The sequence below is a fragment of the Gracilibacillus pellucidus genome (assembly GCF_033949965.1).
GTDB classification, from domain to species: domain Bacteria; phylum Bacillota; class Bacilli; order Bacillales; family Amphibacillaceae; genus Gracilibacillus; species Gracilibacillus pellucidus.
The window spans coordinates 1-13790 of the sequence record NZ_JAWZSR010000002.1; the positions used below are offsets into that span (position 1 = coordinate 1).

The following is a 13790-nucleotide window of genomic DNA, read 5'->3' on the forward strand; positions in this document are numbered from 1 at the left end:
TCAATTCCTCTTTTAGTTTTTCGAAATCTAGTGTAAAATTGATTTGGGTCATCATATATTCCTCCTGTTTATTATTTTCGTGGTTGAAAACATTGTAACATGAGGAACTATGATGCCCTTTCTTTTTACACAATTATATAGACTTAATCGCTTCTACTCTCCATTCGGGCTTTCATTCGCTTGATGAGTGACCGAGCGAGGACTTCTACTCTCCATTCGGGCTTTCATCGGCTTGATGAGTGACCGAGCGAGGGCTTCTACTCTCCATTCGGGCTTTCGTCGGCTTGATGAGTGACCGAGTGAGGGTTTTGCTCTCCATTCGGACTTTCATTCGACTTATGAGTTACTGAATTTTTTTAATTAAAAATAAAAAGAGCTGCAGTAATACTACAGCTCTTCCATCTATATTATGCTTTGCCATTAGAACCGAATTCACGCATTTTACCGATTACTGTATCTTTAATCGCGTCGCGGCCTGGTCCTAGGTATTTACGAGGGTCGATCATTTCTGGGTTCGCTTCTAATACTTCGCGAACTACTTGTGTTTGTTGGATTTGGTTCTCTGTATTTACATTGATTTTAGATGTACCGTAAGAGATTGCTTTTTGGATATCAGCTACAGGGATACCAGTTCCACCGTGAAGTACTAATGGAATTCCAGCAACAGTGTTGATTTCTTCCATCTCTTTGAAACCTAAGTTAGGCTCACCTTGGTAAGGTCCGTGTACTGAACCTAATGCAGGCGCAAGACAGTCAACACCAGTACGGTCAACTAATTCTTTACATTCGTTTGTATCAGCGTACATAATTCCGCCTTCTACACCATCTTCATTACCACCAACTGTTCCAAGCTCAGCTTCAACAGATACTCCGTGGAAATGTGCAAGTTCTACAACTTTAGATGTTACCGCAATGTTTTCTTCGAATGGATCGTGTGAAGCATCAATCATAACAGATGTGAAACCTGCATGAATTGCTTTCGCACAAGATTCAAAGCTTGAACCGTGGTCTAAGTGGATAGCAACTGGAACTGTTGTACCTTGTGCTTCCATTGTTGCTTCTACCATTGCAACTACTACGTTGAAGCCACCCATATATTTACCGGCACCTTCAGATACACCTAGAATTACTGGTGATTGTTCTTCTTCAGCAGCTTGAAGAATAGCTTGGATATACTCTAAGTTATTAATGTTAAATTGACCTACAGCATAGCCATTCTCATTAGCTTTGATAAGCATTTCTTTCATTGATACTAATGGCATAATTGCTCCTCCTTTAGGTATGTAACTACAATTGTTTTCACAATCAATCTTTGTCGAAAGATTGTATCTATTATATAGAATACCAATTCCAGCAAAAAGGTGCAACAAAACAGTTATTAGAAAGCGCTTAAATGCTCAAATTCTCAATATTTAAACTTTAAAGCGTAAAATAATAACCATTATCCCAAAAGATCGTGCACTAAAATACGAATATCATTTAACTGAAAAGGTTTCCCGATTATCTTTTTGACAGATGCGAATTTTTTCATTTCTACTTCCGCTTTGTCTGGCAAACCACTCATAATAATAGTAGGTATCATCCTATTTTGTTCTTCTAATTGTTTAACTAAATTAGGCCCATCGATAATTGGTAGCTTATAATCAAGCATCATCATATCTGGCTGATTATTCTGGACCTTATCTAATGCTTCCTTACCATTCACAGCTACCTCCACTTTATACCCCTCTTGCTGAATGACTTCCTCTAGTAAAAGTCGTATACCGATTTGATCATCTACTACTAGTACTGTTTTCTCCATTGTTCGCCAGCTCCTTTTTTATGCTTTTTTTCTATTTTTCACGATGTAAACTTCCTGACAAGTGTCACTAGCAATCAATGGAAGTTTAAAACTTCCACTGATTGAAGGTTCACTTTGTATAGCTGTTGAGTCAAGCTCTGAGTATATCATCTATTGTAAATATTCGATATAAACTGAGGGATTTCCTGCTCTATTCGAGCGTTTTCTTTCTTCACTATAAAACAGTAATAGAAAAAACCGCCATATTCTAAGAAAATGGCGGTTTCACTCACTATATTATTTATTCACAGCTGCATTAATGAAACCGTTGAATAATTGTTGTGGTCTTGTAGGTCTTGATTTAAATTCTGGGTGGAATTGCGATGCAACGAACCAAGGATGATCACTTAATTCGATTGTCTCTACTAATTTCTCATCAGGGCTTGTTCCTGAGAATACAAAGCCATTACTTTCCATTTGTTCTCTGTATTGGTTATTGAACTCGAAACGGTGACGGTGACGCTCATATACAACATCTTCATTACCGTATGCTTCTTTTGTTTTTGTTCCATCTTTCAAACGGCATGGATACAATCCTAGACGTAATGTTCCACCAAGATCAGAAATATCTTTCTGTTCTGGTAAAATGTCTATAATTGGATATGGCGTTTCTGGGTTAATCTCAGCTGAATTAGCACCTTCTAATCCTAGTACATTTCGGGCAAATTCTACTGTCGCAAGCTGCATACCTAAACAAATTCCTAAGAAAGGTAATTTTGTTTCACGAGCATGGCGAATCGCTTCGATTTTCCCTTCAATACCACGATCACCAAAACCACCTGGTACAAGAAGTCCGTCTACATCTGCTAATTCTTCTGCTACATTCGTCTCATCTAAACTTTCCGCATTAATCCATTTCACTTCAATTTCCGCATCATGTGCAAATCCTGCGTGTTTTAACGCCTCTACAACAGAAATATAAGCATCTGGTAATTCTACATATTTTCCGACTAGACCAATTTTGATGTTTTTCGAAAGATTAATTACTCGTTCTACTAATTCATTCCACTCTGTCATATCTGCTTGTCCACATTCTAACCCAAAATGATCACAAGTTAATTGATCAAGCTTCTGTTCTTGCATTGCTAAAGGAATGTGATAAAGTGTATCGGCATCTCCAGATTCTACTACTGCTTTTTCATTAATATCACAGAATAACGCAATTTTTTGCTTCATTTCTTGGCTAATTTTATGTTCTGTTCTCAGTACGATCACATCTGGTTGAATACCTAATGAACGTAATTCTTTCACACTATGTTGTGTCGGTTTTGTTTTTAACTCTCCAGCAGCCTTAATATAAGGAACAAGTGTACAGTGAATGTACATAACATTTTCTTTACCAATATCACTTTTAATTTGGCGAATTGCTTCAATAAAAGGAAGTGACTCGATATCACCAACCGTACCACCGATCTCTGTAATAACGATATCGGCATTTGTCTGTTCACCAGCGCGAAATACTTTGTCTTTAATTTCATTCGTAATATGTGGAATAACTTGGACCGTTCCACCTAAGTAGTCACCGCGACGTTCTTTCTTAATTACGGTTGAATAGATTTTTCCTGTCGTGATGTTACTATATTTGTTTAAATTGATGTCAATAAAACGTTCATAGTGTCCTAAATCTAAGTCTGTTTCCGCACCATCATCTGTTACGAACACTTCACCATGCTGATATGGACTCATTGTTCCTGGATCCACATTAATGTATGGATCGAACTTTTGAATAGTTACATTTAGCCCTCGATTTTTCAGAAGACGTCCTAAAGATGCTGCTGTAATTCCTTTTCCAATGGAAGAAACCACACCGCCTGTTACAAAGATATATTTTGTCACGCTGTATCCCTCTTTCTTTTGAATTTGTTATATCTTTAGCCTAAGTATTCTTTCTATGAGTCATACTTAGCTTGTTGAAAAAATGGTTCACTCCAGTAGCACTTGTATAAAAACTGTATAAAAAAATAAAAAGCGCTCCCCTTAAGCAGGGGAACGCTGTATATTCCAAATAAAATTATGGAGCCCAATAAAAATTTTACTCAGAACATTGTGGAAAGTCAAGTATATGATGGAACTATTTTTCTAAGTCGTCATCTGTATCGAAATCATCATCGATGTCATCTTCTAAATCATCATCATTAAAATCAAAATCATCATCAGCGATATCATCTGATTCAAGATCCTCATCGAAGTCTGTTAGATCTGTTTCATCAATAATTGTTTCGTCAAGATCTTCCGTTTCCTCAATCTCTTCAACTGGTGCTTTTTTCTTCGCTTTTTTCTTTTTCTTCTTCTTCGGTGCTGTTGTGATATCTTCATCGATTTCTTCAACCGGATACCATTTTTTTAAGCCCCAAATATTAGACCCTTTCGTCATGAAATGACCATTAATATTTAGATCTGTATAGAATTGCTGAATATTTTCATCTTTTTCTTGCTCTGAAAATCCCTTTAACGCAGCAACTTTGTCAAAGATGTCACGGAAATCCATTGCTTTATTTTCTTCTTCTAAAATTAATGTTGCTATATCAATCATTGCCATTTCGTTGATTTGATCTTTCGTTAAGTCCTTTACACTCACAGTCTAGCACTCCTTTTTTTCTAATCTATATGTAAAGAAAGGTTATTTACTGGTTACGTTCTACCATCATATTATATGGCTTTGTTAATTGAATTGCAACAATCTTTCTAGAAGCTAGTTATTCAAAAAGGATACAAGTTTTTCTACTTTTGTCGTAGTTAAATCACCAGAATTATCAAAGATCTCAATATTTTCTTGCGGAATATCCCAATTGATCGTCGGTACGAAATCTACTCTTGTTTCATAAGATTCCCAATTCTCTAGCTTCCATGTATCACGAACCGTTCCTCGTTCTTCAATACGATCGCGTTGCTGATCAATGTCTTGCAGCGTGACAACGACGACTTTTACATCGATCTCTTCTTTGGTTTTACCACTTGCTGCAAGTACTTCTTCTATCCAATCTTTATTTTTCAATTCTGCGGTAAATGGTGAAATCATAAAAACATTTTGTCCAACACGTAAATTTTCAATACATATATCTTTTGTCGTATCGTATTCTAAATCTCTAAGGTTCTCTTTATAAAATTGTGAATCACGATCATTTGGATCTAAGTCATTCACTTCTAGAAAGCGCTCTACAAATCGCCCTCCGACTGTATCACGATCTAGAAAGGCACACGGAATATGGGCAGACACTCGCTCTGCTACCGTAGTTTTCCCTGTTCCCGCTACCCCTACAAAAAAGACTAACTTTTGCATGACTAAACACCTCTTCTGAATTTGTTTATCTCTTCTATATGTTAACTTATTATCAAAAAAAACGCATCCATTATGTTAATTTCCCCCCTTTTTGGAGATAGTAATGAAGAAAGAAATGGAGGGTCTAACAATGGTTTGGTTCCTATGCCTAGTCTTATTCATTTTGTTGATTATCTTAGATTATCAGATTGGTCGATATCTTTATACACGCTACAACAATAGCCAACACTATGCTGCTTCTATAGATAAAGTAGAAGTATATGCGCAAGGGGAAGAATTATTCCGAGCAATGAAGGATGACATAAAAAAGGCAAAGCAGTCGATTGACATGCAGTTTTTCACGATTCGAAACGATAAAATGAGCAACGAAATTTATCAATTACTGATAGAAAAACAGCTAGAAGGTATACGAGTTCGGTTATTAACGGATTGGGCTGGTAGTATAAAATTTCGAAGCAAATGGTTGCAGCAAAAGTTGCAGATGAAAAAAACAAATATTCCTCGTCTTCCTTTTTTCTATCACATGCAACAGCGTAATCACCGAAAAGTGCTCGTTATCGATCAGTGCATTAGCTATATGGGGGGCTTTAATTTAGGAGATGAATATATAGGAAAAGATCCGCAACTTGGGAAATGGCGTGATTATCATTTGCGCATGACAGGCACTATTAGCAATGTGTTACAAGATTGCTTTGATAATGATTGGGGAGAAGTATCCAAGGTTACTACGTCAGGAGATGTGAAGGTTTTATCCACCGAAGGACATATGTTGGAGGAGGAGCTATTACCTTATATTAAGGAAGCAAAACAGTCGATCGAAATAGGTTCCCCCTATTTTGTTCCGACTAAGCGCTTAGATGAAGCACTTGAAGATGCACTAAATCGTGGTGTAAAAGTGACGATACTATATCCAGCAAAAACAGATCATCTTATCGCAAAAGCTGCTGCCTTACCTTATTTAAAGAAAATGAAGGAAGCTGGGGCTACTATTTATTTGTACCATAATGGTTTTTTTCACGGGAAAGTATTCTTTTTTGATCAAAAGATTTGTGATGTTGGCACCGCAAATTTTGACAGAAGAAGCATGCAGTTGAACCAAGAGTTAAATTTGCTCGTTACAAATGACCATCCTATGTATCAAAAGTTGCGTAAAACCTTCGACATAGATCTGCGTGACAGTCATGAAATGTCGCTTAAATGGGTAAAACATCAGCCAATGCACATGAAACTATTGAGTGTTGTATCTATTTTTTTCCGGGGATTGATTTAATTTTCACTAAGTGCATTCATAAAGAAAGCTCCCCCTATACAACATAGGAGGGAGCATCTATTCATTACATACTTTCTGGTGCGTGTACACCGATTAGTTTCATTCCGTTTGCTAATGTAATGCGAACAGCTTCCATTAGAGCGAGTCTTGCTTTTGTTCCTTCTACATCGTCCGTGTTAATTACTTTCTCCGCGTTATAGAAGCTGTGTAAGTTCGCAGCAAGGTCAAAGAGATATTGCGGAATTCTATGTGGTGTACGGTTCTCCGCTGCATCTGCTACTACCTGTGTGAATTCACCAAGTTTTTTCAATAGGTCTTGAGCTTTTTCAGATTGAAGATGGCTAGCATCATAATCAGCAAAATCAATTGCTTTGTCTTTTGCTTGCTTAAGCATTGTACAAATTCGTGCATGTGCATATTGAACATAATATACAGGGTTTTCGTTTGATTCTGATTTAGCTAAGTCCATATCAAAGTCTAAATGAGCATCAGCAGAACGCATGACAAAGAAGTAACGCATCGCATCGATTCCGACTTCCTCCATTAATTCTCTTAACGTTACAGCTTTACCTGTACGTTTACTCATTTTCACTTTTTCACCATTTTCAAAAAGGTTCACCATTTGAATGATTTCTACTTCTAGTGTGTCTGCATCATAGCCTAATCCTTGAATAGCAGCACGCATTCTTGGAATATATCCGTGGTGGTCTGCCCCCCATACATTAATCAATTTATCAAATCCGCGATCAAGCTTATTTTTGTGATAAGCAATATCTGGTGATAAATATGTATAAGAGCCATCATTTTTCACTAATACACGGTTTTTATCATCGCCAAATTCTGTCGTACGGAACCATGTCGCACCATCTTCTTCAAAGATATAGCCTTTTTCTTTTAATACATCGATAGCTGGAACAATCTTGTCCTCTTTATATAAAGATGTTTCAGAGAACCAATTATCAAACGTTACACGGAACTCTTTTAAATCTTTTGCAAGTTTGTCTAATTCATATTGCAAACCATATTCACGGTAAAAGGATAATTGCTCGTCTTCCGATTTTTCTAGTAAAGCCTCACCATATTCTTCTTTTAGCGTTTCGGCAATACCGATAATATCTGCACCATGATAACCATCCTCTGGCATAGGGAAGTCTTTGCCTAAAACTTGCATGAAACGTGCTTGCACAGATAATGCAAGGTTATTGATTTGGTTACCTGCATCATTAATATAATATTCACGTTCAACATGGTAGCCTGCTTTAGCTAGAATATTCGACAATGCATCTCCAACAGACGCACCACGAGCATGACCTAAGTGCAAGTCACCAGTTGGGTTAGCTGATACAAATTCGACTTGAATTTTTTCCCCTTTACCAGTGTTAGAAGACCCGTAAGCATCTCCTTCTTGTAAAATAGTCGGAATCAAATTCGTTAAATAACTATTATCGATAAAAAAGTTAATAAAACCAGGTCCTGCAATGTCTACACTTTTAATTGATGCTTTTGACTGATCCAGCTTCGCAATAATATCTTCTGCAATTTGGCGTGGAGCTTTCTTCGCTACTCTTGCTAATTGCATAGCAACATTTGTCGCATAATCACCATGTGCTTTATCTTTCGGTTGTTCGAGAATAATCGCAGGAATCTCGCTTTCTGTCGCCAATTCTGCCGCAAGAACAGCACGTTTAATCTCTGTCTTTAAGTTTTCCTGCATTTCTTGCATCACGTTCATAAAAAAATACCTCCATTAGTCTTCTTTTTTCACTTCAATTGTTAAACGGTGACGTCTTGGATCTTGCCCGTTCAAGCTTGTTTGATAGCTGATAAATAGTTTTCCTTTTTTCTTCTCAACTGGTGGCTGATAAATAATCTGATCTGTCCATGTTTCCATATGCATCGTACCAAATTGATGACGATAAACATTTTCGGTCGTTTGTTTCCTTTGCAACTGCTGCAGCATAGAAACGGCCCCAGATCGTTTAATACTTACTTTATCAGATTGAATCGTAATCAGTGAATCTGTTTGGTCCTTATTTTCATTTGTTTCACTAAATCTTAGTACAGCTTTATCTTCCTTTTCCATTAACTGTCCTGTTGTCTCGACCACGTTAACATCCTTATCACTATGGTCTCTAATCTCCATTGTCATTTTAATTGATACTGATGACTTATTCACGTTATCATTCCTTCTATTGATCAAGAGCGTTTAACGCTTCAAGTGGTAATCTTGCATAAAAATAATCATCACGTTCTTCGATAAAACGTTGATAGGCCGTTCTCAGCAAATATTTATCTTGTTTTGCTTTCCCTAAATAGTATTGTTGAAAAGGAGTCAGCTCCTCAAATCCTTCTAAAATACGGATACATGTATCGATATCATTTTCTGCTAAAGCAATATGGGCTTGTTCTGCTAAATCCTCACTTGTGATCCCTTCTGTTCGCTGGTAATACGCAGCAATAAAAGGTAGTGTATAGTTTTTTAACCCATATAACGCACGCTCATACTGAATTTGGTTTGCTAGTTCTATTGCTACAAAAACATGGTGCATTGCTTGATCATAGCTTTCAAATAAGTAGCCTTGTGCTAGCATGTTATGGATATCAATTTTCTTCCGCGCATTATTTGTTTCTTTCAACAATTTGTAGCCATACTTTCGAGACAAAATCAGTTCATTTCGTTTCCAATGATAGTTGAACATGACTTCTGTTAGTCTATTTTCTAATAATTCATGTAATAAAGGGTCTTGCACACGACTTAGATTATCCTTGAGCAATTGATGAAATGTACCGATTTTCCCGTATTGATGCATATCAAAATAGCTATATACATACAGGAGATCTCGAAGAATCTGTGATACATAATCTCCTTCCTCTAACTTGATACGGTTAGCGATCCGAATATATTTCGCAGGTGCATCTGGCTTTAATTGTTTAGCACGTAATGCTTTGCGCTCATACATCATTTGATAGAAGCGTGTAGCCTTCCGAATCCATCTACTTGATGCATGTTCGGTCTTTTTGAGCATTATATTTAATTCATCATATAACCCATTTACATATAAATATTCTAGCGCGACAAATTGGTTTGCTTCCTCTACACTTGCTAAACATAATTCACGCATATCTTTTAACTCATTAGGTTGTCCTTTTACATACCGATAGACGACATATAGCGGCACTTCTGCTTTTGACAAAAAATCCTTTATGATTTGGTCTTTTCTCATGTAATAACCCCTAACCTAGTTTTAAAGTAAGGTTCTACAAGAATGTTCGTGTACCCTGTCATTGCATATGATTCATTCATAAATAAATTGTATCATATTTTATCACATTACATGATCGTTTGCCTTTAATCTGATTTATTTAACCCAGCCCAATAATATTTCTCGTACAAATTTACTTGCAGCAATCGCTGTTTGTTCCGTCGGATCATAATTCGGTGCTACTTCGACAAGATCAGCACCAACCACATTCAGCTCTGAGCGAGCAATCGAATGAATAGCTTCTAGCAATTCTTTAGAGGAAATCCCCCCCGCTTCTGCTGTTCCAGTTCCAGGTGCGAAGGCCGGATCTAATACATCAATATCAATGGTTACATATACTGGCCGTCCCGCCAATGTCGGTAATACTTCTTTTAATGGCTCTGCAACATCATATTTCGCCATATACATGCCACTTTCCTTCGCATAGCGAAATTCCTCTCTGTCTCCTGAACGAATACCAAAGGAATAAACATTTTCCGGACCAATCTTCTCACACACTTTACGAAGTGGTGTGGAGTGGGATAATGGCTCCCCTTCGTACTCCTCACGCAAATCTGCATGGGCATCAATATGAATAACAGCTAAATCTGGATACTTTTCGTGCATCGCTTCAATAATCGGCCAACTAACAAGGTGTTCTCCGCCTAAGCCAAGCGGGAATTTTCCTTGGGCAAGTATTTTCTTCACATAGTCGCGAATCATCTCTAAACTTCGTGCTGGATTACCAAAAGGTAGTGGAATATCTCCTGCATCAAAATAATGGACTTCTTCCAAATGACGCTCTAAATATGGACTGTATTCTTCTAATCCAATTGATGCCTCACGAATTCGGTTTGGTCCGAACCTTGAGCCTGGTCTAAAGCTAACCGTCCAATCCATCGGCATTCCATAAAGGATAACATCACTTGCTGATAAATCTTGCTGTGCCATTATAAACACTTTTCCTGAGTATGCTTCATCAAATCGCATGATACCTCTCCTTTAAACCGTTAGATCTTGAACAAATTTTGGTAACACAAAACTAGCTTGATGCAATTCTTTTGTGTAATATTTCGTATCAATATCGAAGAAGCGATTCTCTTGTACCGCTAACGGGTCATGCTTTTTACTTCCGATCGTAAATGTCCACAGTCCACTTGGATAAGTAGGAATGTTAGCTGTATATAAACGAGTGACAGGGAATATTTCTTGTACATCTTTATATACTTGTCGAATTAAATCTGCTTTAAACCAAGGATTATCTGTTTGTGCAACAAAGACCCCATCTTCTTTTAATGCTTCCTGAATCCCTGCATAGAACCCTTTTGTGAATAAGTTAACAGCTGGTCCAACTGGTTCTGTTGAATCAACCATAATGACATCATAAGCATTTTCACTCTCAGCGATATGCATAAAGCCGTCTGCCACACGCACTTCTACACGTGGATCCTCTAATTTGCCAGCAATAGATGGTAAATATTTTTTTGAATACTCGATTACTTTCCCATCAATATCCACAAGCACTGCTTTTTTCACGGATGGATGTTTCAAAATTTCGCGAATAACACCACCGTCTCCACCACCGACAACAAGTACCGCTTCTGGGTTTGGATGTGTGAATAATGGAACATGTGCCATCATTTCATGGTAAACAAACTCATCTTTTTCCGTTGTCATGACCATGTCATCTAAAAGTAACATATTGCCCCATTCTGCTGTTTCTACCATATCAAGCTTTTGGAATTCTGTTTGTTCTGTATGGTGTGTTTTATTCACCTTCATTGTAATACCGAAATCTTCCGTTTGTTTCTCCGTAAACCATAGACCCACCTGGATCGCCCCTTATCTATATCAAATAATTATTTTTGTAGTAAACAATACTATTCTAGAGTTTTTCCGCAAAAAATCAAGTCATTCTTTTATCTAATATGTTTATACCCGTTCTGTTTTATCCATAATGCTTATAGGAGAGATTTTCTTGGTGAACGAATATAAAAGGCAGGTGTAACGATGAGGAGGAGACGGAGCAGGCGAAGAAGATGGAGAGGTTTACTGAAGATTGGTACCTTTCTTGTGTTAATGGCTGGATCGTGTTTACTTGTGTTAGTTGTTGCGATTTTTTTACTTGGTCCTCCTTCATTAGATCGCACACAAAATACGATTTATTATAGTAATGATGGGGAAGTGATCGGTGAAGAGTTTGGCACAGAAAAAAGATACTGGGTTTCCATCGACGAAATAGATGACCATTTGAAAGAAGCAATTATTCAAACAGAGGACCAACATTTTTATGATCATTTTGGTTTCGATCTAAAACGTTTAGGTGGAGCAATTTGGAATAACATTCGCACGATGTCATTAAAAGAAGGAGCAAGCACGATTACCCAGCAATATGCGCGTAACCTTTTTTTATCACATGATAAAACATGGAAACGAAAGTTGTATGAAGCATTTTATACGATGCGACTCGAAATGTTTTATGATAAAGATGAATTGTTAGAGGGATACTTGAACACTATTTATTTTGGACATGGTGCATATGGAATTGAAGCAGCGAGCAGATTGTTTTTTGATCAATCCGCAAAAGACCTTAACTGGTCAGAAGCTGCTATGTTAGCCGGCATACCAAAAGGACCCTCACACTACTCCCCTTTTCATGATTACGATAAAGCAAAAGGACGACAGGAACTCATTTTAGCTAACTTACGTGATAGAAATGTGATAGATGCTAACACATATGAGACAGCAGTAGCGGAGACGCTAGCATTCTCAGATGATCGCGATATTACAACGAAAAGCATGGCACCTTATTTTCAAGATGTCGTCGCCAATGAACTTCAAGAACGGTTAGATATAGATATCGAAGACGTTCATTCTGGGGGTTACCAAGTATATACTACACTTGACACGAGCCATCAACAAGCAATGGAGGAAGCAACAGAACGAATGGATGCAGATTCTGACATCCAAATTGGTGCGGCTTCCATGGAACCAGATTCGGGAGCTATTACCGCCCTTGTCGGTGGACGAAATTATGCGTCTTCTTCATTTAATCGTGTCACACAAGCGAAAAGAATGCCTGGCTCAGCCTTTAAACCTTTTCTCTACTATGCAGCTTTAGAAAACGGAATGACAGCCGCTACTGCTTTAATGAGTAAGCCGACTACATTCGAACTTGCAGACGGTAATAGTTATCAACCAAGTAACTATCATGATTATTATGCTAATCAGCCTATCACAATGGCACAAGCAATTGCTCTTTCTGATAATATTTACGCTGTGAAAACGAATTTGTATGTAACACCTGAACGATTTGCACGACTTGCACACGAAAAATTCAAGTTTGAAAGTGAGTTAGAGCCAGTAGCATCTTTAGCGCTCGGAACAGAAGTTGTAACAATGGACGAAATGATTACCGGCTATAGCATCATCGCTAATGGTGGCATAGATATAGAACCACATACCATCACAAAAATAACGGACGCACATGGTGAAATATTATATGAAAAAGAACAAGATACAGCGGATGAAGGGTGGAGTCTTTTTTCCAAGCAAGATGACAGACAATTACTTCGCCAAGATTACGCTTATATTTTAACGGATATGATGAAAGGCATGTTTCAAGAGGAATTAAATGGTTATATGAGTGTGACTGGAGCTTCAATTGCAGATGAGTTAACTCACGAATATGCTGGCAAATCTGGTACAACAAACGTAGATAATTGGATGGTAGGATTCAGTCCTTCTCTTACAGCCGGTGTATGGATTGGTTATGATGATAATCGGGAAATCGTCCAAACTAACGAACAACAATACGCAAAAGAAATATGGGCACACTTTATGGAGCTAACACATGAAGATACACCTGATACACACCCAGTGAAACCAGATAATGTGGTAGAAGTTGCGATTGATTTAAATACTGGTTACCTCGCTTCAGAAGAATGTGGAACATCTTATACGATGCCCTTTGTAAAAGGAACAGAACCAATACGCCAATGCACCCCAAACGCAGAAGCTAACGACTATCAATACCCTGATATACCGGAGAGCCACCTATTAGAAAACTGGTGGGAATGGTTATGGCGTGGTGAACAAAATGAAGGATAAACGGAAAAAGGCTGGGGATTTCCCCAGCCTTTCCGGTCCTAGTAACTT

The 13790-nt window shown here is 37.7% G+C and carries 12 protein-coding genes; 2 read left to right on the forward strand and 10 right to left on the reverse strand.

All coding sequences use genetic code 11. The features are described from left to right. Positions 1-407: 407 nt before the first annotated feature. From fba to SH601_RS03460, 5 genes are all read right to left on the reverse strand, one after another. A complete protein-coding gene (gene fba, locus SH601_RS03440) occupies positions 408-1262 on the reverse strand; it encodes a class II fructose-1,6-bisphosphate aldolase (RefSeq protein ID WP_319956850.1) in 855 nt (284 codons plus the stop codon). A 179-nt stretch (positions 1263-1441) separates the two neighbouring features. Further along, a complete protein-coding gene (locus tag SH601_RS03445; protein WP_319956851.1) occupies positions 1442-1801 on the reverse strand; it encodes a response regulator in 360 nt (119 codons plus the stop codon). A 276-nt stretch (positions 1802-2077) separates the two neighbouring features. After that, entirely contained in the window at positions 2078-3676 is a 1599-nt protein-coding gene (locus SH601_RS03450; RefSeq protein ID WP_319956852.1) for a CTP synthase, read from the reverse strand. A 235-nt stretch (positions 3677-3911) separates the two neighbouring features. Beyond that, entirely contained in the window at positions 3912-4418 is a 507-nt protein-coding gene (rpoE, locus tag SH601_RS03455) for a DNA-directed RNA polymerase subunit delta (protein WP_319956853.1), read from the reverse strand. A 114-nt stretch (positions 4419-4532) separates the two neighbouring features. Next, positions 4533-5120, reverse strand: coding sequence for a P-loop nucleotide/nucleoside kinase family protein (locus tag SH601_RS03460; RefSeq protein ID WP_319956854.1), 588 nt, complete (start codon positions 5118-5120; stop codon positions 4533-4535). Positions 5121-5223: 103 nt separating this feature from the next. Here SH601_RS03460 and SH601_RS03465 point away from each other — a divergent pair, with 103 nt between their 5' ends. Next, complete coding sequence (locus SH601_RS03465) at positions 5224-6390, forward strand: phospholipase D-like domain-containing protein (protein WP_319956855.1); 1167 nt, start codon at positions 5224-5226, stop codon at positions 6388-6390. Positions 6391-6454: 64 nt separating this feature from the next. Here SH601_RS03465 and argS read toward each other — a convergent pair whose 3' ends face one another. The 5 genes from argS to speE form a co-directional block, all read right to left on the reverse strand. Continuing rightward, positions 6455-8122, reverse strand: a complete 1668-nt coding sequence (argS, locus tag SH601_RS03470) for an arginine--tRNA ligase (RefSeq protein ID WP_319956856.1) — start codon at positions 8120-8122, stop codon at positions 6455-6457. Between the two features lie 15 nt (positions 8123-8137). After that, positions 8138-8566 carry a YwiB family protein gene (locus SH601_RS03475; RefSeq protein WP_319956857.1) on the reverse strand — a complete coding sequence of 143 codons (429 nt, stop codon included), beginning with the start codon at positions 8564-8566 and terminating at the stop codon, positions 8138-8140. 13 nt (positions 8567-8579) lie between these two features. Beyond that, on the reverse strand, positions 8580-9614 hold the full coding sequence (locus SH601_RS03480; RefSeq protein WP_319956858.1) for an AimR family lysis-lysogeny pheromone receptor: 1035 nt from the start codon (positions 9612-9614) through the stop codon (positions 8580-8582). A gap of 135 nt (positions 9615-9749) precedes the next feature. Further along, positions 9750-10622 (reverse strand): agmatinase, encoded by an 873-nt coding sequence (speB, locus tag SH601_RS03485; RefSeq protein ID WP_319956859.1) that lies wholly within the window; start codon positions 10620-10622, stop codon positions 9750-9752. 12 nt (positions 10623-10634) lie between these two features. Continuing rightward, positions 10635-11462 (reverse strand): spermidine synthase, encoded by an 828-nt coding sequence (speE, locus tag SH601_RS03490; RefSeq protein ID WP_319956860.1) that lies wholly within the window; start codon positions 11460-11462, stop codon positions 10635-10637. A gap of 180 nt (positions 11463-11642) precedes the next feature. On the opposite strand from speE, the gene SH601_RS03495 reads away from it, so the two are divergent. Further along, entirely contained in the window at positions 11643-13742 is a 2100-nt protein-coding gene (locus SH601_RS03495) for a transglycosylase domain-containing protein (protein WP_319956861.1), read from the forward strand. The last annotated feature ends 48 nt before the right edge of the window (positions 13743-13790 follow it).

Coding starts and splice junctions, on each gene's coding strand:
- SH601_RS03445 (WP_319956851.1), bottom strand. CDS start 1,801: ATGGAGAAAACAGTACTAGTAGTAGATGATCAAATCGGTATACGACTT.
- SH601_RS03465 (WP_319956855.1), top strand. CDS start 5,224: ATGAAGAAAGAAATGGAGGGTCTAACAATGGTTTGGTTCCTATGCCTA.
- SH601_RS03495 (WP_319956861.1), top strand. CDS start 11,643: ATGAGGAGGAGACGGAGCAGGCGAAGAAGATGGAGAGGTTTACTGAAG.
- fba (WP_319956850.1), bottom strand. CDS start 1,262: ATGCCATTAGTATCAATGAAAGAAATGCTTATCAAAGCTAATGAGAAT.
- speB (WP_319956859.1), bottom strand. CDS start 10,622: ATGCGATTTGATGAAGCATACTCAGGAAAAGTGTTTATAATGGCACAG.
- argS (WP_319956856.1), bottom strand. CDS start 8,122: ATGAACGTGATGCAAGAAATGCAGGAAAACTTAAAGACAGAGATTAAA.
- SH601_RS03480 (WP_319956858.1), bottom strand. CDS start 9,614: ATGAGAAAAGACCAAATCATAAAGGATTTTTTGTCAAAAGCAGAAGTG.
- SH601_RS03460 (WP_319956854.1), bottom strand. CDS start 5,120: ATGCAAAAGTTAGTCTTTTTTGTAGGGGTAGCGGGAACAGGGAAAACT.